This is a genomic window from Variovorax sp. PMC12, from assembly GCF_003019815.1.
In the GTDB taxonomy this organism is placed as follows: Bacteria; Pseudomonadota; Gammaproteobacteria; order Burkholderiales; family Burkholderiaceae_C; genus Variovorax.
The window spans coordinates 3,156,725-3,179,351 of the sequence record NZ_CP027773.1; the positions used below are offsets into that span (position 1 = coordinate 3,156,725).

Annotated in this window: 24 protein-coding genes; 10 read left to right on the forward strand and 14 right to left on the reverse strand. The window is 64.2% G+C overall.

Features of this window, described 5'->3' with window-relative positions; all coding sequences use genetic code 11:
- Positions 1-92 precede the first annotated feature (92 nt).
- From C4F17_RS14730 to C4F17_RS32820, 5 genes are all read left to right on the forward strand, one after another.
- Positions 93-2,603 carry a penicillin acylase family protein gene (locus C4F17_RS14730; protein WP_159053662.1) on the forward strand — a complete coding sequence of 837 codons (2,511 nt, stop codon included), beginning with the start codon at positions 93-95 and terminating at the stop codon, positions 2,601-2,603.
- A 124-nt stretch (positions 2,604-2,727) separates the two neighbouring features.
- Positions 2,728-3,411 (forward strand): CPBP family glutamic-type intramembrane protease, encoded by a 684-nt coding sequence (locus C4F17_RS14735; RefSeq protein ID WP_234382098.1) that lies wholly within the window; start codon positions 2,728-2,730, stop codon positions 3,409-3,411.
- Between the two features lie 263 nt (positions 3,412-3,674).
- Positions 3,675-4,616, forward strand: a complete 942-nt coding sequence (locus C4F17_RS14740) for a hypothetical protein (protein ID WP_234382100.1) — start codon at positions 3,675-3,677, stop codon at positions 4,614-4,616.
- Between the two features lie 26 nt (positions 4,617-4,642).
- On the forward strand, positions 4,643-5,107 hold the full coding sequence (locus C4F17_RS32815; RefSeq protein WP_159053663.1) for a hypothetical protein: 465 nt from the start codon (positions 4,643-4,645) through the stop codon (positions 5,105-5,107).
- Between the two features lie 14 nt (positions 5,108-5,121).
- Complete coding sequence (locus tag C4F17_RS32820; RefSeq protein WP_159053664.1) at positions 5,122-5,643, forward strand: hypothetical protein; 522 nt, start codon at positions 5,122-5,124, stop codon at positions 5,641-5,643.
- Between the two features lie 345 nt (positions 5,644-5,988).
- Here the strand turns inward: C4F17_RS32820 and C4F17_RS33425 are convergent, their stop codons facing one another.
- The 6 genes from C4F17_RS33425 to C4F17_RS14770 all read right to left on the reverse strand — a co-directional run bounded on the left by C4F17_RS33425 (position 5,989) and on the right by C4F17_RS14770 (position 10,324).
- On the reverse strand, positions 5,989-6,183 hold the full coding sequence (locus tag C4F17_RS33425; RefSeq protein WP_234382102.1) for a hypothetical protein: 195 nt from the start codon (positions 6,181-6,183) through the stop codon (positions 5,989-5,991).
- Between the two features lie 86 nt (positions 6,184-6,269).
- A complete protein-coding gene (locus C4F17_RS14750; RefSeq protein WP_234382104.1) occupies positions 6,270-6,596 on the reverse strand; it encodes a hypothetical protein in 327 nt (108 codons plus the stop codon).
- 168 nt (positions 6,597-6,764) lie between these two features.
- Entirely contained in the window at positions 6,765-7,814 is a 1,050-nt protein-coding gene (locus C4F17_RS14755; RefSeq protein ID WP_106935724.1) for a DUF4365 domain-containing protein, read from the reverse strand.
- 92 nt (positions 7,815-7,906) lie between these two features.
- A complete protein-coding gene (locus C4F17_RS14760) occupies positions 7,907-8,428 on the reverse strand; it encodes an ATP-binding protein (protein WP_106935725.1) in 522 nt (173 codons plus the stop codon).
- Entirely contained in the window at positions 8,425-8,892 is a 468-nt protein-coding gene (locus C4F17_RS14765) for an ASCH domain-containing protein (protein WP_106935726.1), read from the reverse strand. The genes C4F17_RS14760 and C4F17_RS14765 overlap by 4 nt, the downstream gene beginning before the upstream one ends.
- Positions 8,852-10,324: a GNAT family N-acetyltransferase gene (locus tag C4F17_RS14770; RefSeq protein ID WP_106935727.1), complete on the reverse strand. Its 1,473-nt coding sequence runs from the start codon at positions 10,322-10,324 to the stop codon at positions 8,852-8,854. Before C4F17_RS14770 ends, C4F17_RS14765 begins: the two co-directional genes overlap by 41 nt.
- Before the next feature lie 481 nt (positions 10,325-10,805).
- Between C4F17_RS14770 and C4F17_RS14775 the strand changes: the two genes are divergently transcribed.
- Positions 10,806-12,008 (forward strand): MFS transporter, encoded by a 1,203-nt coding sequence (locus C4F17_RS14775; RefSeq protein ID WP_106935728.1) that lies wholly within the window; start codon positions 10,806-10,808, stop codon positions 12,006-12,008.
- Positions 12,009-12,055: 47 nt separating this feature from the next.
- On the forward strand, positions 12,056-12,883 hold the full coding sequence (gene dkgB / locus C4F17_RS14780) for a 2,5-didehydrogluconate reductase DkgB (protein WP_106935729.1): 828 nt from the start codon (positions 12,056-12,058) through the stop codon (positions 12,881-12,883).
- Positions 12,884-12,893: 10 nt separating this feature from the next.
- On the opposite strand, the gene C4F17_RS14785 is transcribed toward dkgB, so the two are convergent.
- The 7 genes from C4F17_RS14785 to C4F17_RS14815 form a co-directional block, all read right to left on the reverse strand.
- Positions 12,894-13,169, reverse strand: a complete 276-nt coding sequence (locus C4F17_RS14785; RefSeq protein WP_081271372.1) for a hypothetical protein — start codon at positions 13,167-13,169, stop codon at positions 12,894-12,896.
- A gap of 97 nt (positions 13,170-13,266) precedes the next feature.
- Positions 13,267-13,635, reverse strand: a complete 369-nt coding sequence (locus C4F17_RS14790) for a hypothetical protein (RefSeq protein WP_106935730.1) — start codon at positions 13,633-13,635, stop codon at positions 13,267-13,269.
- An 81-nt stretch (positions 13,636-13,716) separates the two neighbouring features.
- Complete coding sequence (locus C4F17_RS14795; protein WP_106935731.1) at positions 13,717-14,211, reverse strand: nucleoside deaminase; 495 nt, start codon at positions 14,209-14,211, stop codon at positions 13,717-13,719.
- Positions 14,212-14,219: 8 nt separating this feature from the next.
- Entirely contained in the window at positions 14,220-15,464 is a 1,245-nt protein-coding gene (locus C4F17_RS14800; protein WP_234382106.1) for a cyanate transporter, read from the reverse strand.
- A gap of 41 nt (positions 15,465-15,505) precedes the next feature.
- Positions 15,506-16,708, reverse strand: coding sequence for an amidohydrolase family protein (locus tag C4F17_RS14805; protein WP_106937561.1), 1,203 nt, complete (start codon positions 16,706-16,708; stop codon positions 15,506-15,508).
- Between the two features lie 23 nt (positions 16,709-16,731).
- Positions 16,732-18,207, reverse strand: a complete 1,476-nt coding sequence (locus C4F17_RS14810; protein WP_106935732.1) for a sodium:solute symporter family protein — start codon at positions 18,205-18,207, stop codon at positions 16,732-16,734.
- Positions 18,204-18,413 carry a DUF3311 domain-containing protein gene (locus C4F17_RS14815; RefSeq protein WP_081271377.1) on the reverse strand — a complete coding sequence of 70 codons (210 nt, stop codon included), beginning with the start codon at positions 18,411-18,413 and terminating at the stop codon, positions 18,204-18,206. The genes C4F17_RS14810 and C4F17_RS14815 overlap by 4 nt, the downstream gene beginning before the upstream one ends.
- A 165-nt stretch (positions 18,414-18,578) precedes the next feature.
- On the opposite strand from C4F17_RS14815, the gene C4F17_RS14820 reads away from it, so the two are divergent.
- The 3 genes from C4F17_RS14820 (at position 18,579) to C4F17_RS14830 (ending at position 21,239) form a co-directional block, all read left to right on the forward strand.
- Complete coding sequence (locus C4F17_RS14820; RefSeq protein ID WP_106935733.1) at positions 18,579-19,340, forward strand: GntR family transcriptional regulator; 762 nt, start codon at positions 18,579-18,581, stop codon at positions 19,338-19,340.
- Between the two features lie 67 nt (positions 19,341-19,407).
- The gene (locus C4F17_RS14825) at positions 19,408-20,358 is read left to right on the forward strand and encodes a DMT family transporter (RefSeq protein WP_106935734.1); all 951 of its coding nucleotides are present in this window, start codon (positions 19,408-19,410) and stop codon (positions 20,356-20,358) included.
- Between the two features lie 50 nt (positions 20,359-20,408).
- Positions 20,409-21,239, forward strand: a complete 831-nt coding sequence (locus tag C4F17_RS14830) for a TorF family putative porin (protein WP_106935735.1) — start codon at positions 20,409-20,411, stop codon at positions 21,237-21,239.
- Positions 21,240-21,512: 273 nt separating this feature from the next.
- Here the strand turns inward: C4F17_RS14830 and C4F17_RS14835 are convergent, their stop codons facing one another.
- A complete protein-coding gene (locus C4F17_RS14835; RefSeq protein WP_106935736.1) occupies positions 21,513-22,508 on the reverse strand; it encodes a Bug family tripartite tricarboxylate transporter substrate binding protein in 996 nt (331 codons plus the stop codon).
- Positions 22,509-22,627: the final 119 nt, after the last annotated feature.

Sequence of the window (22,627 nt, forward strand, 5' to 3'; positions counted from 1 at the left end):
TCAGCATCGCTTCAGCTTGTGCCAAGCCTGGGTTTCTATCGTGCCCCGAGGGCTGCTGCGTGGTGCGGCAGCCGACTTCGATCAGGGACGACATGAACTCTCGGCATTTGCATTCCTCGCCTCCGGCTTCCAACCGTCCATGCGGGCTGCGGCGGGCCTGGCGGCTGGGCCTTTGCGCCAGCGCCACCGCGGCGTTGGCGGCATGCGGCGGCAGCAACAGCGGCGGCGACATTGGCATCGGCAACTGGCTCGGCGGCAGCGGCAGCAACAGCGGCAATGTCAGCAGCGCGGGCGGCGGGCCGGAAAGCATCGCCCCTGGCGATAGCTACAAGGCCGAGATCCGCCGCACCGCCCATGGCATTCCGCACATCGAGGCCAGCGACGAGAAGGGCATCGGCTACGGCGTGGGCTATTCGTACGCGCAGGACAACTTCTGCGTGCTCGCAGGGCATTTCGTCACCGTGCGGGGCGAACGGTCCCGCTACTTCGGCGAAGGGGCCTTGCCCGCATCGGGACAGGGCACCCTGCCCGCCAATGTGACCTCCGACCTGTTCTATCGCCATCACAACGACGAGGCCAAGGTGCGCGCGGCCTGGAACGCCTACAGCGAACCGGTCAAGGCGATGTTCAAGGGATTTGCCGCGGGCTTCAACCGCTACCTGCGAGAAACCGGGGCACAGGCATTGCCGTCGAGCTGCAAGGGCGCAACCTGGGTGCGTGCGGTGGAAGAAGCCGACCTCGTGCGGCTGATGCGCGACTACGCGGCGCTCAATGGACTGGCCGACACCGCGCCACTGCTGGCCCAGGCTTCGCCGCCGCAGCGCGGCGGCAATGCCGCACAAGGCGCGCCGCAGATTTCCGGGGCGAGCGCGCTCAAGGCACTGGTGCAAAAGCCCAGCACGGGCAGCAATGCCATGGCATTGGGCAGCGAAGCCACCGCCAACGGTCGCGGCATGGTGCTGGGCAACCCGCACTTTCCCTGGGCCGGCGTGCTGCGCCTGTACCAGTTGCACCTGACCATTCCCGGCCGCATGGACGTGATGGGCGCCAGCCTGCCCGGACTGCCGATCGTGGGCATCGGCTTCACGCGCGACTTTGCCTGGACGCACACCACGAACACGGCGGCGCGCCTCACCTTCCACCAGTTGCGCCTGGACCCCGCGGACCCCACGCGCTACATGGTGGATGGGCAAAGCAGGCCCATGGAGCGCAAGGTATTCAAGATCGACGTACGGGAGCCCGACGGGCGCATCGCGGCACGCGAACACGCCTACTACACCACCGACTTCGGCACTGTCATCGCCCATGGGCCGCTGCGCTGGGACAGCCAGCACGCCTACACCGTGCGCGATACCAACACGGACAACCACCGCCTGGCCGACCAGTGGCTGGCCATGAACCGGGCCCGCTCGCTCGACGAGATGAAAGACGCGGTGCTGCGCATCGTGGGCAACCCGTGGAACAACACCCTGGCGGCGGATGCCTCCGGGCGCACGCTTTTCATGAGCGCAACGCCCACGCCGAATGTCTCCGCGCAAATGCTGGCCGACTGCCAGCCCACCGGCTCCGAGGCGTTGAAGGACCTCCCCGCCCCCGTGCTGCGAGGCGACACGACGCGCTGCCAATGGGCGAACGACCCTGCCGCGCCGCAGGCCGGCATCTTTGCAGGCAAGGCTCTGCCGCTGCTGGAGCGCCACGACTACGTCCACAACTCGAACGACAGCGCCTGGCTGACCAACCCCCAGGCTCCGCTCGAGGGCTTCTCTCCGCTGGTGAGCATTGCGGGCTCCCGGCAAGGCTTGCGCACACGTCAGGGCCTGTCGTGGCTGCACACCGCCCTGCAGCCGCGCAACGGGGTGCCCACCCGACGCGTATCGCAGGACCAGGTCGAGGCCATGGTGCTGGACAACCGCGTGTACCTGGCGGAGCTGGTGCTCGACGACATGCTCTCGCTATGCCCGGGCGGCAGCAGGTCGCCCGAAGCCACTGCCGAGATGCGCCAGGCATGCGCGGCGCTCAAGTCATGGGACCGCACGGCAGGCCTGGATGCCGGCATCGGCTATGGGTACATGGAAGATTTCGCGCTGTCGTTCCTGCAGCAGGGCCCGGACGTCTGGCGCGTGGCGTTCGATCCCTCCGACCCGGTGAACACGCCGCGCGGCCTGCGCGTGGAACAGCCCGAGGTGGCGGCCCAGGTGCGTGCGGCCATGGAGGCCGCGGTGCGCAACGTCGCAGCCAGGGGCTGGACTGCGGGCCGGCGCTGGGGAGACATCCAGGGCGCCACGCGGGGCGGGCGGCGCATCCCCGTTCCCGGCGGACATGAGGAACTGGGCGTGTACAACATGATGATGAGCGTCGATGCCACCGGAAGCGGCCTGCGCGAAGCCGTGCATGGGACCAGCTACCTGCAGTCGGTAGGGTTCACGGCGGAGGGGCCGCGCGCCAGGGCATTCCTCGCCTACTCCCAGTCGACCGACCCCGGCTCCCCCTGGTTCGCCGACCAGACCGAGCGGTTTGCCCGCCGCGAATGGGTGGAACTGCCCTTCACGCGTGCGGAGATCGACGCGCAAAGAGATGTGACACTCAAAGTGATCGCCGAGTGAGCCTGCGACCGTGGCCGGCCGGCTCGAGCGAACACGGCGACGACGCAGTCCCATAACGATAGAAGGAGGAGCAGTCTTGACTCGACGAATATTCGCGGCAACCTTTTGCGCAGGCCTTCCCGGGGTGATCGCCGTCGCATGGCTCGCAGTACCCGAGATCCTGGCGGGCAAGGTGCTGCCGCTGCCGATGTGGGTCGTGAGCGTGGCCTCGGGCATGCAGAGCGCCATGCTGCTGGCACTGGCGGCATACGCCGGTGCCAGGCTGGCACCCGGGGTCGGTCTGCAGGCGCCGGCATTGGCGGCGCTGGCCGGGTCGAGGCCGGCGTGGGGCATGCTTCGCGCACAGTGCCTTCCAGGCATCGTTGGCGGCCTGCTTGGCGCCGCGCTCCTCTGGTCCACCACGCGCCTCGCGGCCGATGCCGCCGAAGCGCTGCAGGGCGTGACGCTGCCGCCCGTCGTGCGCTTTCTCTACGGCGGCATCACGGAAGAAGTCCTCGTGCGCTGGGGCCTCATGAGCGCGATGGCCTGGGCCCTGTGGCGCGCTGCTGCACGGCGAGGGCGCGGCACGCCACCCGCGTGGATCTTCTGGGTCGCCATCGCGGGCAGCGCGCTGTTGTTCGGCGTGGGGCACCTGCCGGCCGCCTTTGCCATGGCGGGCGCGCCGAGTGCCGGCCTCGTGGCCTACATCGTCGGGGCCAACGCTGCATTCGGCCTGGTGGCCGGATACCTTTTCTGGCGGCATGGCCTGGAGGCGGCAATGATTGCCCACGTGCTGACGCACGCCGTGCTCCTGGCTGTGCAGCCGTAGTGGCCTGCGCGACAGGCCGTCACTACCGAACCGACCTGGCCTGCAATGCGCAGGCCTTCCTTCGCTGACTCCGCGCCACTCCAAGCGTCGAAAACCAAGGCCCGCGTGAAGAATTTCTAGCCAGTTGACAGTGGGCAACAGTGTCAACGCGCGCTTCCTCCTACAACTCCCGCACACAACAGGGAGGTTTGATGATGCGCAGAGTTGTCTTGGTCGGTGATCCACCGGCCGCCGGTGGAAGGGTGCTGCCGTACGACGGCCCGATGGTCGACTTCTTCGGGCACCGGCCCGCGCTGGTCGGCGGCAGGGCGTACTGCGAGGGATGCAACAGCGTCGGCATCATCGCCAAGGCAGGAGGGCCGCGGCGACCGCAGTTCATATCAGAGATGGCGCTGGAGGGGGATGTGGTGGTGTGCCACTGCCCGGTGCCGCAGCCGCTGCTGTCGGTGTTGCGGCAGTCGGCGGAATATGACGATGACGATTGGCATGCGGGCGGCGTGACACCGAGTCAGACTGCGCCACCCGCTACAACGGCCGTGGCAAAAGCTGCGGAGATGGCAGCCTTCAAGAAGACCGTCGACGCTCACGTCACACATCCTCCGGAAGCCGAGCAGACCGAGAACATCTGTCCGAATATGACAAACAAGGAATTTGCAACGCTGGCAATGAAGTTGCGCGACATGGCGCTCGACTACATCACGAAGAAGCGCTTGCCCGAACTGGAGCGTTGGGACAAAGCGGCGCAGGCTCATGTCAAAGCGTGGTTTGCCATCGCCGATCAGTACACCCGGGGGCACTTGCAGAAAGGCTTGGTCGAATGCGTGCGAGTGCTGAAATCTCTTGAGCCCAAGAATTTCGTCCGCTTTGTTGCGGGCGGCAAGCTGGCCACCTGCGTCATGGGCAGCACCTTCGGGGCGGATGCTGCCGCATGCAAATCGGACACGACAACTCACACCATCGCGATCGCCCTTCCCTTCTGCTACTACGAAGACAACGTGGTCAACTTTGACACCGGTGTAGTCATGGATGCCAACTCGCAGCTCGTGGTGCTGCTTCACGAAGTGACCCACTTCAACGACACCTTCGGATCGAATGACACCTGGAACGGGACGGCAAACTCAAGGCGGCGCGTGACCAGCGAAAACCACGCCGCCCTTCTTTCCAATGCCGACAGCATCGTGGCTTACACACTTGGAGTGCCATGAAAAGATATCGCCCAGCCATTTGGCGTATGACCGCAATCTTCTTGTCATTGGTTTCCACGCCCTCAGTTCACGCCTGCAGTCCGATGAAGGTCATTGGTGTGTACTTCGATCGCGACTCCGCGACCGTATCCGCAGCGCAGGTGTCGAGGCTTGCTAGCTGGATGGCCGACCTGCATGCGAGATATCCGAACCATGAATCTATCGACATCAGCGCTTCGGCAGAACCTGGCGAAAACTCTCCAAGCAACCTTGCAATGGCGCGAGCACGCAATGTTGCTCGTGTTCTCCGGGAAAACCTTCTGTTCGATGGAGCAAAGATCTATCTGCCGGAGCGAGGCCATGTACAAAAGTCTGCGTCCGCGTACCTCAAGGAGTTGGAGAAGAGCCAAGGCGTCAGGGCCGTGCAACTCGACTTTCTTCCTGCTTGTCCGCACGAATGTTCATGTCAGATAGGCGCCTTCGGAGAGCCGACAACACGACGCACGCGTTGAAAGGTCTTTTTCCCTTGCCCACCGAAGCCGAGCGGTTTGCACTTAGCTACCGAGAGAGGAAAAGTGCAGACCTCGTAGTCAACGACTTTGCGGCCATAAAGCTATGTCCGAACCTGAAGACCTCGAAACTGCCGGGCTGCAATCCCGGTCGGCCCGATGGTTGGAGCGTTGATGCGAGTGCAGCCCTACCTGGCTTCACACCGAGCACGGCGCCGAGCCGAGGCTTGAAAATGAAAGACTGCTGGCAATCCTTTCCGAGATGCCTCCTTGCATCTCTTGCTGTTCTGCTTGCGCCGACCACATGGGCTTGCAGCCCGATCAGAACCATCGGCATCGTGTTTGAGAGGAACTCGGCGACCGTTCCGGCCAAGGAGGTTCTCAAGCTCGCCAATTGGACGGCCATGCTCAGATTGCAATATCCGAATCGAGAGTCGCTTTTTCTTTCGACGCAAGCGGCATTCGGCGAGCGCGACGCGAGCAATCTAGGTGTGAAGCGCGCCAGGAACGTCGCGAGAGTCCTCAGGGAAGACCTGTAATTCGACGTGCGCGAAGTCGACTTGCCCAGCAAAGGGTATGTCGCCGCCATCCCGGCCCCAGAAGGAAGCGACTTGTTGAAGCGCGTCGATATCGACTTCCTTCCAGCCTGCCCGCACGAGTGCCCGTGTCAAAACGGCGACCCGCTCTACCAGCCGCCGGTTCCACGGTGACGCGGATGGATTCGAGCACCCTCGAATTTGGTCGCAAGGTGCGGATGCTCGGCGCTCGCCTCGACGACCGTGCCGAGGCACGCAACCTCGGCCCCGGCACCAGGCACTGCGTGGCGCCGTAGTCGAGCGAACGACGGTCGCCGAGGTGCGCGGTCTTGCGGCCCTGCAGGACCACTACCCCCCCGGCGTGAGGCGCTGGGTTTTCTCGTAACGCGCCGGGCGCGAGAACCGGTAGCAGCGCAGCCTCGGGTACAGCGCATTGGTACGGCCGTCCGCAGGGGTTCGCGCCGCGACCATGTTGCGCAGACGGGCCCAGGCGGCGGTGGGAATGGCCTCGGGCTTGTTGTCGGCGACGGGCGTAACTGGCATCGGTTTTGTCGTGGAGAAAAGAGGAAAAGCGCGATGCGCAGCGTAGCCGGTGGGCGCGTGCCCGTTGTCAGGGCACGCGCCCGGTGCTACTGGGTGCTGCCGATGTTTTGTTGCAGCGCTTCACGCACTGCGCTGGTGGCGCTATTGACGGTATCGATACGGACCAGCAGCGCGTCGTTGAGCAAGCCGAGCAAGGCGCTCAGTTCGGTGCGGCTGGGAGTGAGCACCTCGCTGTCGTTCAGGGCGCTGGTGTCGACGAGCTTCTTGAGTGCGCTGTAGGCGCGCATCACGTCGTTGAGAGTGTCGGCGTCGTCGCAGGCTTGTAAGGCAAGGTCGTCGAGAACACATGACTCGGGATTTAGAGAAGCGGAAGGAATGCGAGGTTGCGCGCGGGTACGAGCGGATTCAGCCATGAAATGGACTCCAAGATTCGCAGGGGCTTCATCAGGCTTCCAAACCCGGTCGCGCCACCTAGCGCGACGGGCGCAGTATATCGATGAGATCGTTGCCCTAAAGCTCAACGATGTTCCGCGAATAATGAATGGAAACTTTCTTCAGAGTTCCTACTTTGTCTCGCGCCATCATTCCAACTCCGAGTTTGTAAAGGGCACCAAATAATCCAGGAGGGCTGATGGACCTCGATTCGCGTACTTATCCCAATGCATTTTCGGGCGAAGATATTGCAGGCCAGCGAAGTAAAACCCAGAAGGATCGACAGAGGGGTCAACTGACTCTTGGCCGGGGTATGCCTCTCGGAACGCACAGTAGTAGGCAACTCGAGGTTCGATGTTCATGAACCTCATGGGCAATGCAAGTGACGTGATATGTGCGAAATGCTCGTCGTACAAAATTCCGAGGGCAGTGAGCCCGATTCGGGAGTAGGTATCGCCCCGCAAAACTATCCGATCAATCGTAGGAGCCGTAACCACTCCGCCTATACGTCGCACCATCTCGAGCAGCTGCGCAAACACCACATTGCCTTCGAGACTTCCCCGCAAACGCTCTCCAAGCCTGACAGCTTGGTCAATCAGAGCGTTCAGACCAGCTTGCCCCAGCCCGCCCGAACTGCCGGCGACTGCATCTGCGAGCAACCGCATCGTCGAAAAATCGTTTATTGCTGCTGCGGCTCGCATTGTTCCCATCAAACTCAACGCAAGCTGTGCCTTCCCCTCCCATCGGGCAATCGCCTTAAGGTCGCCCGATAGACCTGCATGCACTGTCTGGCGCTGTGGCACCCAAATTGCCCAAGACTGCTGACCTTCCATCAGCGAGTTGTCAGAGGCTCGCTGTTGTAGAAGCCAATCCTGAAGCCAAAGATACCAAGCTTGGCGAGTCTCAAGATCAACTCGTATGAATATCACCGGAATTCGGCACACGTCTGCGTACTCGAAGTACCGCCGTTCGATGATGAACTTCACACCTGCATCACTGCATTCCACCCTCTCCGACGTCTTGATCTGCACCTTCAAGATATCTCCACGCAGTCCGTTTTCCGTGAGCTCAAACTCCGCGTCAATCCCGAAATCCTCTCCCAGGTCTCGCGACAACCAGTGGGGATGTTCCTCCACATGCGCGAAGAGCCATTTATGCCCCTGCGCGCCGATTTTTTGAGCCTTGGTTCTGGTATTCACTTCTTTGAGAGGAGTCGGATTCTTGTATCGGGGTTCTCAGACTGACAGCGAAGGCAAACGGCTCAATCGCAAAGTGCTCGCGCAGTACACGTCTACAACACCTGCTTAAGCGCCTCATCGAACTCATCTGTCGAAGGGGAATTCAGCTCGATCAACCGGATTCGAAGCGAACTCGCAACAGACTCAGCATGTTCAGCCTCGGCCCTAGCGAAGGAGGTCATCTCGGCCTCATCCCAGCTGCTATCCCCTCTGGCCAAAAGTCGCTCCAAGACAACGGGAGTCGCGCACGCTAGCAAGATGATGGAGGTGCAGCCGAGATCGCGAAAGACCGAATCAGGCAGTCGCTGGTGTTGCCCGACTTCTTTTCTCAGAACGAGGTGACCGTCCAGCACTAATGCATGTTTATCAGCCTTGATTCGAGCCACCGCAGCGACCAGCGCTGCCTGATTGGCCGCGACTTCATCGACCCGCTTGCTGGAATTCCAAGAGGTGTGCCCTCGCTCCTCTCTAATCAATTGACTAGCAGTCGCGTACTTCAGGCCGAGTCGAAAAGTGGCCTGTTTTGCTAAGTACGTCTTGCCGACACCGTGGACACCCGCGATAAAAATCGTCATGCTGGGCCTTTATCAGTTGCAGTCTTTTTCTCGATTTTCTCGAGCTCGGTCGATGTGAGATATCGGAAAGATTGCGGCGGTGTAAATTCCTTGAACAGTGATCTGGGGTCGAGAGGTCTGTTCAGCTTTCGTAGCGCACCCAACAGAATCGCACATCCCTGCTTTTTCCCCTCGAAATAGTCGAAGAGTTCACGCCGAGTCAACGCCCCTCCTCTCTCTATACAGTAGCTCCATAGCGCAGTGGATGATCCCCTAATCACTTCTTCAACTTCGACAAGAGCAACAATTCGCTGTACTGGAGAACTCGCATAAATAGCGATGAGTTTTACCTCCTCCGCGGCCCATGCGCGCCGAAACTCAACGCGCTTCTTGCCAGACAGAATGAGATCTGAATATTTTGGTTTGATCGACAACAAGATGGCCCTACCGACCTGCGGCGGCGAGCACTCGAGAAAAAGCGACATCGGAGACTTTACGAATGGATTGAATCGGGCTAGTGACTACGCGCTCATGGATGAGACGGTCATAGGAAACAGAATGCGGTAGGTGCTCCACCAGCCGGAAGAGGATTACTTTGGTTTTTCGATTTGCCATTGCCTCGATCTCGTCGAGCGCGTAGACAGTACGACGGCTAACCAAGCTAGCGATTTTCGCCGCGTCACTCAAGATTTCGAACCGATCTACCACTCCGATGGATGTCACAGCTTTCTCGTCTTCCGTGCGATAGAAAAGTACAACATCCCCTGGATGGATCGCATTAGTTTGCGCATGGCAAAGGTAAGCCAGCTTGATCGCATTGCCTACGTTGCCTATGACGCCAAAGAGCCGCTGCTGCTGAGACTTGTAGTCTGGAAAAAGGGTTTCGTGAAATGGTGGTTGGATCGGAATCAGGAACTTCTGAACCGAGCCATCTTTTCGGAAATGAGGAAAGAAGCGGCGCGTGTAATCGAGTGGTGGCAGTGTGTCCCAAGTAGGAGCAACTTGGGGATGTGGTTTAACCAGCACGAGATCGCCAGCATACTGTCCACGCTCTGCAAAACCAAAGTCTTGTAGCAGGCGAATCAGGTAGTCGTGCCGCTCCGGATCAGCATGGATAAATACATGCTCACAGGCATTCTCCGTGGCGAACCGGAACGCCGCCTTGAGAAAAAGCTCACCGATTTTTCGACCTCTGACAGCCTCCCCTACCTTGAAGGTACAGAGCTTCAACGCGTGGCCAGCCAGTTGCTCACCGGCTTCATTGATCCGCTCATCGGTTTGCGAGGCGTAAACGCATATCGCAGCCAGGGTTTCACTTTCGTCTCGATAGACCCAAGCCATGCGATTCTCTCGTGCTTTGCGGCGAAACCAATCATCAAATCCGTCGTAGCCTTCTCGCAGACTATCGAAGAACGTGGATGCCAATAGTGGCGTCAGACTGTGGAGAGGCACATCTTGGATGTTCGGCAGAGAGACTTGGCGGGGTTCATGCAAGCGCCGAAGCCAGTCCTCCGCTGTCTGGATCGTGTAGACACGATCACTAAGGCCACGAACTCTGGCCTTGGCATGGATGCGTCGATCCTCCGTGACAAGTGCATGCACAGCATCGCACTCAAGCGCGTACAGAATTTCGTTATCGCATGCGTCGTTTGCGTTTGTGGTGGGTGTATTCCAAGGACAGGGAGCCACACACTCCAACGCTGGGTACTGCTTGATGCGCTGCAGACTGCGCTCACGGCGACGTTCGTCGACATCACGTTCGAGATCGGTGATTGTTGCGGGGTGGTAGAGCAACGGATGCCCCCCCACACTCGCCAAGCGAACGAAGTTCGCGAGGTTCTGTTCTAAAACTTGAAACGAGTCCTGCAGCGGTATCAACACGTTCGTGTCGAGCAAGAAGCGCAATCGTTGGGTCAAGAAGCCCTCCTGCGCAAAGGTTTTGGCTCGTGCGAGAACAGCAAATCGGGCTCGAAGGAGAGAAACCCACATAGTCCGAACGTGCGGCAGGCCATTCGCGATCCTGCGTCCAGTGACGGCGGCATCACTGGGCATAGCGCTGCACTATTGCATCGTCGCCCCGAACGAAAGGTGGGGTGGCGGGATGATTCCAACTGGATCTCCTCCTAGACTTTGTGTCCGGATGTTAGACCAGATTGTTTCAGCATCCTCAAACGGTCTCTCTCGCGCAACCCGTGCCGCCCCAAGCCTTCCTCCCATTTCTCACGACTATGCGAGCACTGGATAAGACGACTCTCCACGCTGGCAGGAGGTCCAATTCGGCAACCATCGGAGGCAAAAATCATCTTTGACTAGGAGGCAACTATCTTCTGCCCCAACCCTCATTTATCCGCAAAGGTAACCGCAAGACACTCCTCCCCATCCAAGAAGGAGTGCCCTCATGCCAATCGCCCTACTAGCGCTAACCCTCAGCGCCTTCGCCATCGGAACGACAGAGTTCGTCATCGTTGGCCTCATCCCCACAGTCGCAGCCGATCTCCACATCGGCCTCCCCTCCGCCGGCTTGCTGGTCAGCCTCTACGCGCTGGGCGTCGCCATCGGTGCGCCGGTGCTCACGGCCCTCACGGGCAAGCTGCCGCGCAAGGCGCTGCTGCTCGGGCTGATGGCGCTGTTCACGCTCGGCAATCTGCTGGCGTGGAAGGCGCCGAGCTATGAATCGCTGATTGCCGCCCGCGTGCTCACGGGGCTGGCGCACGGGGTTTTCTTCTCCATCGGCTCGACGATTGCCACCGGCCTGGTGCCGAAGGAAAAGGCGGCGAGCGCCATCGCGATCATGTTCACGGGCCTCACGGTGGCGCTGGTCACGGGCGTGCCGCTGGGCACGTTCATCGGGCAGCACTTCGGCTGGCGCGAGACTTTCCTGGCCGTGTCGGCGCTGGGCGTTGTCGCGTTCATCGGCAGCTGGGTCTTCGTGCCCTCCAACATCCGCCACACGCCGCCGGCCTCGCTGGCGCAGCAGGCCAAGGTGCTGGCCGAGCCGCGCCTGTTGCTGGTGTATGCGAAGACGGCCATCGGCTATGGCGGCTCGTTCATTCCGTTCACGTTCCTGGCGCCCATCCTCACTGACGTGTCGGGCTTCAGCGCGGGCGCCGTGGGCTGGGTGATGCTGGTGTACGGTGTGTCGGTGGCGGTGGGCAACATCTGGGGCGGCAAGCTGGCCGACCGCATGGGCCCTATTCCGGCGCTGAAGGTCATCTTCGCGTTGCTGGCCGCCGTGCTGCTGGTGTTCAACTTCGCGGCGCCGCACAAGTGGCTGGCGCTGCTGGCGGTGCTGATGTGGGGCGCGGTGGCGTTCGGCAATGTGCCGGGGCTGCAGGTGTACGTGGTGAAGCAGGCCGAGCGCTTCACGCCGCAGGCGGTGGATGTGGCATCGGGCCTGAACATCGCGGCCTTCAACCTGGGCATTGCCGGCGCGGCCTGGGCCGGTGGGCTGATCGTGACGCACCTGGGGCTGATGCACACGCCGTGGATTGGCGCGCTTGTTGTGCTCGTGTCGCTGGCCCTCACGCAATGGAGCGGCGTGCTGGATCGTCGTGCCGGCATTCCGGTTCGCGCTTCGGGGCCGGTGCCGGCCGGCCACTGAACTTCTTTTTTTTCTTCTTCTCTTTTTTCAACGCACAAGGACAACACATGAATACGAACAACAGCCACAGCAACCCCATTCCCGCCTTCGGCCTCGGCACTTTCCGCCTGAAGGGCCAGGTGGTCATCGACTCGGTGAAGAACGGCCTCGACGTGGGCTACCGCGTGATCGACACGGCGCAGATCTACGGCAATGAAGCCGAGGTGGGCCAGGCCATTGCAGAAAGCGGCGTGGCGCGCAAAGACCTGTTCATCACCACCAAGATCTGGACCGACAACTACGCCAAGAGCAAGCTGGTGCCCAGCCTGAAAGACAGCCTCGCCAAGCTGCGCACGGACCACGTCGACCTGACGCTGATCCACTGGCCCTCGCCCGGCAACGCGGTGCCGGTGGCGGAGTTCATGGGCGCGCTGGCCGAGGCCAAGGCGCAGGGGCTCACCAGGCACATCGGCGTGTCCAACTTCAACATCGCGCTCATGAAGGAAGCCATCGCGGCCGTGGACGCGCAGAACATCGCCACCAACCAGATCGAGCTGCACCCGTACCTGCAGAACCGCAAGGTGGCGGAGTTCGCGAAGAGCCAGGGCATCCACATCACTTCTTACATGACGCTGGCCTACGGCAAGGTGCTGAACGATACGGTGATCGAGTCGATTGCCAAGGCGCACGGCGCGACCACCGCGCAGGTCACGCTGGCATGGGCGATGCAGATGGGCTACGCGGTGATTCCGTCGTCCACCAAGCGCACGAACCTCGAAGGCAACCTCCGCGCGCAGCAGCTGAAGCTGACGGATGCAGAGATGGCGCAGATCGCCGCGCTCGACCGTGGCGAGCGCCTGACCGACCCGGCTGGCCTGTCGCCGGCCTGGGACTGATCGTAGAAGCTCAACGGCACACCGACTCTTCCGGCGTCTCCACCGCGTTCACGACAAAGAAGCGGTTCATGCCGTCCATGGTGTCAAAAAAGCCCCGCTTCGAGCGGCGCAGGGGTGTGCCGTCGAGCAGCTTGTAGCTCACCGCGCCCTTGATGGTGGGATAGCGCTTGGAGATGCTCACGCGCACCAGGCACTCCGTGCTCTCGATGACCGTGTGCGAACGCTCGCGCGCATCCACGACCTCGAAGCGGCCGGTCTCCTGCAGGACGGACTCGTAGGTAGCCATGACGCGGTTTTTCTGCGCAATCGCGACGCTGGATGCCGAACAAGACGCAAATCGTGGGTAGGACGGTTCCTGCACCACGCCGTTGCGGCGCGACGCGCTAGTGGCCGGGGAGGCGCTCCGACTCCAGCACGAGGGCGCTGGCCTGCTCGGCGGCGCTGGCGGCCAGGCAATCGGCTCTCAGCGCAGCGGCGACTTTCTCGGGCGCCTCCTGCAGCTCGGCAATGTCGCGCTCGCCGACGCAGTAGCCGTCGAGCCGCACATAGATGCGATGGAAGTTGCCGCCCAGCGCCCGCGCCACGTCGAGCAGGGAATCGGCAAGCGTCGGAAAGCCGCCGTTGCTGTATGAGCTGGGCGGTATCACGCCCTTGTAGCGGGGAGCGCGAACCGAATAGGCATAGAAAGCGCCCTCCTTGCGGAGTTCAACCACGGGCTGGAGGCTGCGCGGAGCTTCCTTCTTTGCTTGCATGGCCGCAGTGTAGTGCGATGCATCGGCCCGCTACAGAGACCGGAGGTTCGCATGGACCGGGGCATGCCGAATACGTTTGCTCTACCTTGCCCGCCGCGTCGCAGCCCACTCCGCAAGGATGCGAACGGCCTCGCCATCGAGCTTCTGCTCGGCGGGCACGCGGCGTTCGTCGAGCGGCGCACCGGCCTCGGCGCGCAGCGCCTCCACGTCGATGGGGTGCCGCGCCTCGACGGTCACGCCCTCGAAGGCCTGGCCGGACTGCGCCAGCGACGCCGCGTAATACAGCCTGGCGATGCCCGCGATGTGCATGGCCGCCGCGCACATGGCGCAGGGCTCGCACGATGTGTAGAGCTCGCAGCCCGACAGGTCGACGGTGCCCAGCCTGCGGCAGGCGTCGCGAATGGCTTCCACCTCGCCGTGCGAGGTCGGGTCCGAGTGCGCGACGGAATGATTGAAGCCTTCGCCGACGATCGCGCCGTCTTTCACGACGACGGCGCCGAAGGGCTCGGTGCCGGGCTGGGTCAATGCCTGTGCCGACAGGGCCAGTGCCCGTTGCATGAATTTTTGTTGGTACATGGTGGTGCTCAGGTCTTTCCGGTCGTGGCGCTGTCGAGTGCGGCAATTGGATGGGCAGCGCCGTGGCGCGGCTGCGGCTGCGGGCCGAACAGCCCGGCTGTGGCAGCGGCATAGCGGCGTGGATCGAAGCGCAGCATCAGCGGCAGCAGCACCACGACCACGGCGGCCAGGTAGGCCCACGCCATCGTGAAGCCGCCGGTGTGCTCGCGCACCCAGCCGGTAACGAAGGGCGCGAGCGCCGCGATCATGAAGCCCACGCCCTGCATGAAGGCGGCGAGCGCGCCGGCCTGCGCGGGGTCGGCCAGGTGGTCGAGCGCCAGCACCATGCACAGCGAGAAGGCACCGCCCAGGCCGAAGCCCAGCACCACCGCGATGGCGGCGGCCGGCACGGGCGCACCGAAGGTCAGCGCGCAAAAGCCCGCCAGCTGCGCGGCGAGCGTGAGCGCCAGCCAGGGCCGCAGATCGCGCCCCCGGCTGCGCGCGATGGCGGGCATGGCAAGCGCGGCAATCACCTGTGCGGCCGTCATCAGCGCGAGGACCGAGCCGCCCTGCTGGGCGGTCCAGCCCTGCTGTGCGTAGAAGTGCGGCAACCATGCGACGAGGCTGGTGTAGCCGCCGTTGATGAAGCCGAAGCACGCAGCCAGAAGCCAAGCGCGGCGGCTTGCGAAGCAGCGCAGCCACGAGAGGTTCTGGCGCGGCGCGTCGGCAACGGTGAATTCCATGCGCCGCATGTTCAGCCAATACAGCAGCGCGAAGGTCGCGAGCAGGGCCCATATGGCAAGGCCCGCGTGCCAGTCGGGCCGTGCGCCGCCGATTGCATGCGCCACCCACGGGCTGGCGATGGCGCCGAGCCCGCCGCCGCCCATGATGGCGGCGGAGTACAGCCCGGTCATCACACCGATGCGCGCCGGGTAGGCCTGCTTCACCACGCCGGGCATCAGCGCCTGCACCAGCCCGACACCCGCGCCCGCGAGCGCCGCACTCCACAGCAGCGCAGCCGCGCCGCCCGCCACATAGCGGCTCGCGCAAGCCAGCGCGATGGCTCCGAGCCCGAGCGCGACACCGCCGCGCGGGCCGATGCGCTGGCCGACCGCCGCGCCGCACAGCGACGTGGCCCCCATCGCGAACATCGGCAGCACGGTGAGCAGCGCCACCGCATGAAAACCGATGCCGGTGGCAAGGCGGATGGGCTCGAGCAGCGGGCTGCTCGACGTGAGAAAGGCGCGCAGGTTGAGCGCCACCAGCACGATCACTACCGCAAAGGCGACGCCTGCGTCACGACTTCGCGCTGCCCTCACAAGGCTGCCACGTCGGCCTGCAGCACGCCGTTGCGCGCCACGATGTGGCCGCCCGCCACCACCAGCTTGCGCACGGGCCGCGAGACCACGGCGTGCGCGACGGTCTGCGCATCGACCAGCACCAGGTCGGCGCGGTTGCCGGGCACCAGCCCATAGGCCTCGAAGCCGCAGCCGCGCGCGCCGGCGTGCGTGACGGTGTCGAGCGCCGCTTCGATCTCGTCGTCGCGGCGCAGGTTGTAGCGCAGGCCGATGATCATGGCGCGCTCCAGCATGTCGGGGTTGCCGTAGGGCGACCAGGTGTCGCGGATGCCGTCGTTGCCGCCGACCACCGTCACGCCGGCCTGACGGCAGGCCATGAGCGGCGGCACGGTGCGCGAGGGCGGCGCGCTGGTGACCAGCACCACGCCCAGCCTGGCCATGCGCGCGAGCAGCGCGTCGCGCTCGCGTTCGCTCACGTCGCCGAGGCAGAAGCCGTGGCTGATGGCCACCTTGCCCTGCATGCCTAGCGCCTCGGTGCGCTGCAGGATCAGGTCGAGCGAGAAGGCGCCCATGGCGCCGGGCTCGTGCAGGTGGATGTCGACGGGGCGCTGGTGCCTGTGGGCAATGCCGAACAGCACGTCGAGCGACTTCACCGGGTCGCCGTCGATGGCGCAGGGGTCGAGGCCGCCGAGCACGTCGGCGCCCATCGCCAATGACTGGTCGAGCAGTTCGGCCGTGCCCGCCCGGCCCAGCAGGCCCGACTGCGGGAAGGCGACGACCTGGATCTGCTGCACGTCGCGCAGCGCCTCGCGCGTACGCAGGGTGCCTTCCAGGTGGCGCAGGCCGGCCTGCGTGTCGACGTCGACGTGCGTGCGCAGCCGCGTGGTGCCGAGCGCGAGAAAGGCCTTGGCCAGCACCAGCGACTGCGCGGCGGCGTCGTGCCCGCTCGCGTGGCGGAAGGCGCGCTCGTTCTCGATCTTGTCGGTGAGGTTGGTGCCGACCTCGTTGCGGTACCAGTCCATGCCCCACATGGTCTTGTCGAGGTGGGTGTGGCCTTCGACGAGGCCGGGCAGCAGCAAGGCGCCGCCGCCCTCTTCGACGGCAACGCCTGCGGGCGCGGCCAGCGCGGGCCCGGCACCGGCAATGCGCCCTTCCTGCACCAGCACGTCGACCGGGGAAGCGCCCATGGGGCGCACATTGCGAATCAGCAGCGAAGACATGGCGACGGGTTCCTTGAAAGTCATCAGGCGGGCTGCGGCGCGGCGCCGCGCGGCAGGATGCGCGGCGTGCACAGCGCCACCAGCACGAACACCAGCGCGTTGGTCGCCAGCGCCACGAGCCCCGTGTTGAGCGACTTGAACACGACCGGCGCCGCGGGGAACAGCGTACCCAGGTTCGAGCCCGTGGTCATCATGAAGCCCAGCACCGCGCCGCCCGCCAGGATGCCCGCGAAGGCTGCATGCTTGTTGCCGAAGGGCTTCTTCATGAGGCTGAACAGCAGCGAGGGCAGCAGCTGCGTGAGCAGGCTGGACGCGAAGATGGCCACCGCCACGATGGTGGTGCCGCCGCGCAGCACGAAGTACACCGCCACCAGCGCAAACACCGGCAGCACGCCGCGCGCCACGCGCGACACCTGCTTGTCGGTGGCATGGGGCGCGAAGCCTTCCTTGTAGACGTTCTTGCCGATCACGGTGGAAGCCGTGAGCAGGATCATCGAGCCCGGCACCAGCGCGGTGAGCACGCCTGTGCCGCCGATGACGCCGACGAACCACGGGTCGAAGGTGTGCTTCACCAGGCCGAACAGCGCCAGGTCGACCTCCGAGCCCTTGAGCCCCGGCACCTGCAGGATGGCCGCGAAGCCGACCAGGAACAGGAAGGCGATGACCACCTGGTACAGCGGCATCAGGATGGTGTTGCGCCGCACAGCGCTGGCGCTCTTGGCCGCATACACCGAGGTCAGGTTGAACGGATACAGGTAGTAGCCCAGCGCCGTCAGCAGGATGGTCGAGTTGTACCAGGTGAGGTTCAGGCCCTCCTTGGGAAACTCGAAGAAAGTGGGGTTGGCCGCGTGGATGGCGGTGAACATGGGCGTGACGCCGCCGTAGTAGTGCCACGGCAGGTAGATGCCGAGGAACACCGCCAGCGCAAGGATCAGCACGTCCTTCACGATGGCGATGCTGGCCGAGCCGTGGATGCCCGAGAACAGGATGTAGCTCACCATCACCACCGTGCCGATCCAGATCGCCACCTGCGGCGCGATGGAGCCGTATGAAGCTTCCGACACGATGATGCCCAGGCCGCGCAGCTGGATGGTCAAGAGCGCCACCATGCCCATGAGCGCGACGACGGACACCAGCACGCCGAGCGGCCGGCTGTCGTACTTGTGCGCGAAGAAGTCCGAGAACGACACCAGCTTGTGCGTGGTGGCGTAGCGCCACACCGCCGGCAGCATCCAGAAGGCCATGAGGTAGGCCAGCCCGCCGTAGGCCAGGATGTAGAAGGCCGGCGTGCCCTTGCTGTAAGACCAGCCGCTCGCGCCCAGGAAGGTGAAGGTGGAGAACGACTCGCCCGCCATCAGCAGGAACACCATGATGGCGCCCAGCCCGCGACCGCCGAGCGCCCATTGCTCCAGGCTCATGGTGCGCCCGCGCCGCGCCAGCACCGCCAGGCCCAGCGCGCCGATCACGAACAGCGCAATGACTGCCAGCGCGGCGTTCATGGCGTGCCTCCGGCAGCGGGTGCGTCGATGTCGCCTTCGGCGCGGTCGATGACCACCATGATCAGCGAGGTCAGCACCAGCCAGCTGACGTTCCACACCATCAAGAAGGGCATGCCGAGCACGAAGGTGGGCGCGACGGACGACAGCCATCCGCCGCTGAAGAAGGCGAGCACCGGCAGCGCTGCCAGCCATTTGACGGATTTCATCGGGAGCCTCGAATCATGGTTTGGTTGGGAATGTTGATTAATTTTGGTCAACCATACATATTTATTTTGGTTAACCAAACGGAGCGAATGGTAGGGAGGCGGGCCGGCCGAGTCAATCCGGGGGCTTTCCCGTAGGCGCGGGCCGCAGGCAATAATCCGGTGCCCATGCCTGCCGCCACCCGCCGAACCCCAGCGCCCTCCCCCGCCCCGGAACCCATCGACGCCGAAGACGCGAACGTGGACGAACGCGTCTACGCCGCCGTTTCCAAGGCCCTGCTCAGCGGCAAGCTGCGCCCCGGCACCCCCCTGCGCGAGCGCGCGCTGGCCGAGGCTTTGGGCTGCACGCGCGGCGCGGTGCGCAAGGTGCTGGCGCGGCTGGGCTCCGAAAAGCGGCTGGTGCTGGAGCACAACCGCGGTGCCTTCGTGCCCAACCCGTCGATCGACGACATGCGCGGCATCTACCGCGCGCGCCGCATCGTGGAGGCGGGGCTGATCACCACGCTGTTCGGCAACCTCGAGCGCGATCAGGTGGCCGCCCTGCGCAAGCACGTGCAGGCGGAGCAGAAGGCGTTCAAGGAAGGCCGGCGCGAAGACTCGATACGGCTGGCCGGCGACTTCCACCTGCTGCTGGCGCAGATGGCGGGCAGCGACGAGCTGCTCTCATACATACAGCGGCTGATTTCGAACACCGAGCTGTACAAGGCGCTCTACGACTCCGCCGAGGCCGCGAGCTGCGCGCCCCGGGAGCACGAGCAGATCATCGAGGCGCTGACCACCGGCAAGTCGCTCGACAAGGCGCTGGCCGTGGCGATGGAGCATCTGGACGAGCTGGAGCAGCGCGTGATCGCCGGCGCGGCGGCCGAACAGGAAGTGGACCTGGCGACGCTGCTGAACGGCGGCGGCAAGCCGCACGACCACCCGCACTGACAGCGACATCCACGCTTCGCCCGCGGGCGAAGTGCCGGTGCGCCGCCGCCGGGATGATCGGCGCACCATGCACGCATCGACGCCCTCTTCCGCCACCCACGCCCCGGTCAACCCCGCCTTCGAATGGGCGCTGCTCGCGGTGCTCGCCACCTGCTGGGGCGCTTCGTACACCTTCATCAAGATCGGCGTGGCAACCATCCCGCCGGTCACGCTGATCGCGGCGCGCACGCTGGTTGCCGGTGCGCTGCTGCTCGCGGTGCTGCGCATGCGCGGCGTGAAGCTGCCGAAGGAGCCGGCGATGTGGGCCCGCTTCGCGGCGCAGGCCTGCCTGAACAGCGTGCTGCCGTTCACGCTGATTGCCTGGGCCGAGCGCAGCGTGGACGCGGGCCTGGCGACCATCCTGAACTCGACCTCGCCGATCTTCATCTTCCTGCTGGGGCTGGGCCTGGGCAGCGCGGGCAGGCCGACGCTGCAGCGCTTCTTCGGCGTGGGCGCCGGGCTGGCGGGCATCTGCCTGATCGTCGGCCTGGAAGCACTGAACGGGCTCGGGCGTTCGCTGCTCGCGCAATTCGCGCTGGTGGCGGCGGCCGTGTGCTACGGCTGCGCCGCGATGTTCGGCCGCGTGTTCAAGGGCCTGGACCCGATGGTGCCGGCAGCCGGCTCGCTGCTGAGCGGCACCGCGATGCTGCTGCCCGCGAGCCTCGCCATCGACCGGCCCTGGACGCTGGCGCCTTCGGCCACATCAATGGCGGCAGTGCTGGCGCTGGCGGTGCTGTCGACGGCGCTGGCCTTCACCATCTACTTCCGCCTCATCAGGACGCTGGGGCCGATGTCGACTTCCGCGCAGGCCTACATGCGCGTGCCCATCGGCGTGGCGGTCGGCGTGCTGTTCCTCGGCGAAACGCTCGCGCCCACGGCGTGGATCGGGCTGGGGTGCGTGGTGGCCGGCGTGATCGCGATGACGATGCCCGAGGCGAAACTTTTGCGCCGCGGCCTGCATTTTTTACGCGGCTTTTAGACGCCCGCTCCTACGCTGCCGGCTCCTCCACAAGTTGGCTTTTTCCAGCAATGAAACATCTGATCCGCATCGCCCTGCCGGTGCTCGTTCTCCCCACCCTGGCCGCCCTGCCGATGCTTGCGAACGCGCAGCTCTCGGGCAACGTGGCGTTCACCACCGACTACAAGTTCCGTGGTCAAGACCAGGACATGCTGGGCAAGAACGACTACGCCAAGACCAAGGCCTTCAAGCCGGCCATACAGGGCGGCTTCGACTACGCCTTCGGCGACAGCGGCTTCTATGTGGGCAACTGGAATTCGAGCGTGAACTGGCTCAAGGGCAACAGCATCGAGAGCGACATCTACGGCGGCTACAAGTTCAAGGCCGGCGTGTTCGACATGGACGTGGGCGCGCTCACATACATCTACCCTGGCAATTCGTCGGGCAACACGACGGAGATCTACGGCAGCGCGGGCTACACCGACGAGGCCATCGGCTCGTTCACGCTGAAGTATTCGCACACGGTGTCGAAGGACTACTTCGGCTATGCGGGCAACAAGGCCGGCTCGGGCCTGAAGGGCACGAACACGGGTTACCTGAACCTGGCCTACAGCAAGGAGATTGTTCCGAAGGTCACGCTGAAGGCGGCGGTGGGCTACACCAACATGTCGAGCGACATCCGAAGCCTGGGCTACAAGAGCTATGTGGACTACAACGTGGGCGCAAGCTACGACTTCGGCAACGGGTTGTCGCTGGCGGGCTCCGTGCAGGGAGCGAACAAGCAGAGCTCTTATCTTGCGGTGAGCAATCCGGGAGTCGACTTGGGCTTTGGTGCGTTCGGCAGGCAGACCTACTCGCCCAACAAGGCGCGCTTCGTCGTTACTCTGACCAAGACGTTGTAGGCGGCGTTGTTCGGGGCGCGTTCACGCCGCCGGGGTACCTTGCTCCGCGAATGTCCCCCGGCCTTCGGCCTCCTCCTTTATTTCGCTGCGCAAGGCACCCCGCCGTCGTGACCGTTCAGAGCACCGGTTGATCGGCCGCAAACCGGCAGCGTGCCCTGTGCACAGGGCGTCGGGTGCTCCCCGCAGCGAAGTAAAGGAGGAGGGGCGAAGCCCCGGGGGACATTCGCGGAGGGGAGTACCCGGCGGCGTGAGCGAGCCCCGAAACAGCAGCGCTCAATCGATGCTGATATTCGCCGCCTTGGCAACTTCGGCCCACTTCACGCGATTCGCGTGCACGGTCTTCTTGAACTCGGCTGGCGTCTCGATGCGCACCGTGTTGCCCTGGCTCTCGAAACGCTCGCGAATCTCCGGCGTTTCCAGCACCGCCTTCACCGCTGCGTTGAGCTTGTCGACGATCTGCGGGTCCGTGCCCTTGGGCGCGAAGATGCCGAACCAGATCGAGCTGTCGAAACCCTTGGTGCCCGGCAGGCCGCTCGATGCAATGGTGGGCACCTCCTTCACCGCCGGCACCGGCGTGGCGGTGGTCACGCCCAGCAGCCGCACCTTGCCGGCCTTGTAGTGCGGAAGCACCGTCTGCACCTGGTTCATGATGCAGCAGGTCTCTCCGCGCACCACCGACGTGATCGCCTCCGGCCCGCCCTTGTACGGCACGTGCACCATGTTCAGGCCCAGGCGCGAGTTGAACTCGGCAAACGCCATGTGCGTGCCCGCGCCGTTGCCTGTAGACGCATAGTTGTACTTGCCGGGATTGGCCTTGACCAGTTCGACAAACTCCTTCAAGGTCCTGACGTTGATCACGTCGGGATTGATGGTGAGCACGTTCGACACGTCGAGCACCGGCGCCACCGCAATGAAGTCGGCCTCCACGTCGAAGGGCAGCTTCTTGTAGAGCGCGGCATTGCTGCCGTGCGTGGCGGCGGTGCCGAAGGCGAGCGTGTAGCCATCGGGCTTGGCGTGGGCCACGTAGTCGCTGGCGATGTTGCCGGCGGCGCCGGACTTGTAGTCGATGATGACGGGGCGGCCCAGCTGTTTCGACAGCGGCTCCTGGATGGTGCGCGCGACAACGTCGACGCCCGAGCCGGCCGGGAAGCCCATGATCAATGTGACGGGCTGTTGCGGCCAGTCCGACTGGGCCGGGGCCGTGGCGGAAATGAGCGTGGCGGCGGCGGCCACCAGAAGCGAACGACGCGAAAAGGGAGAATGAGCCATGACAGTCTTTCTTCGAGGCAAGCGGTGCATGCGCGAATTGTGGCGCGGCACTCATGCCCGAATCCACATGAGCTTATGCGCGACACACGCGCACGGCACCTGCTCCCGATAATCCCCCC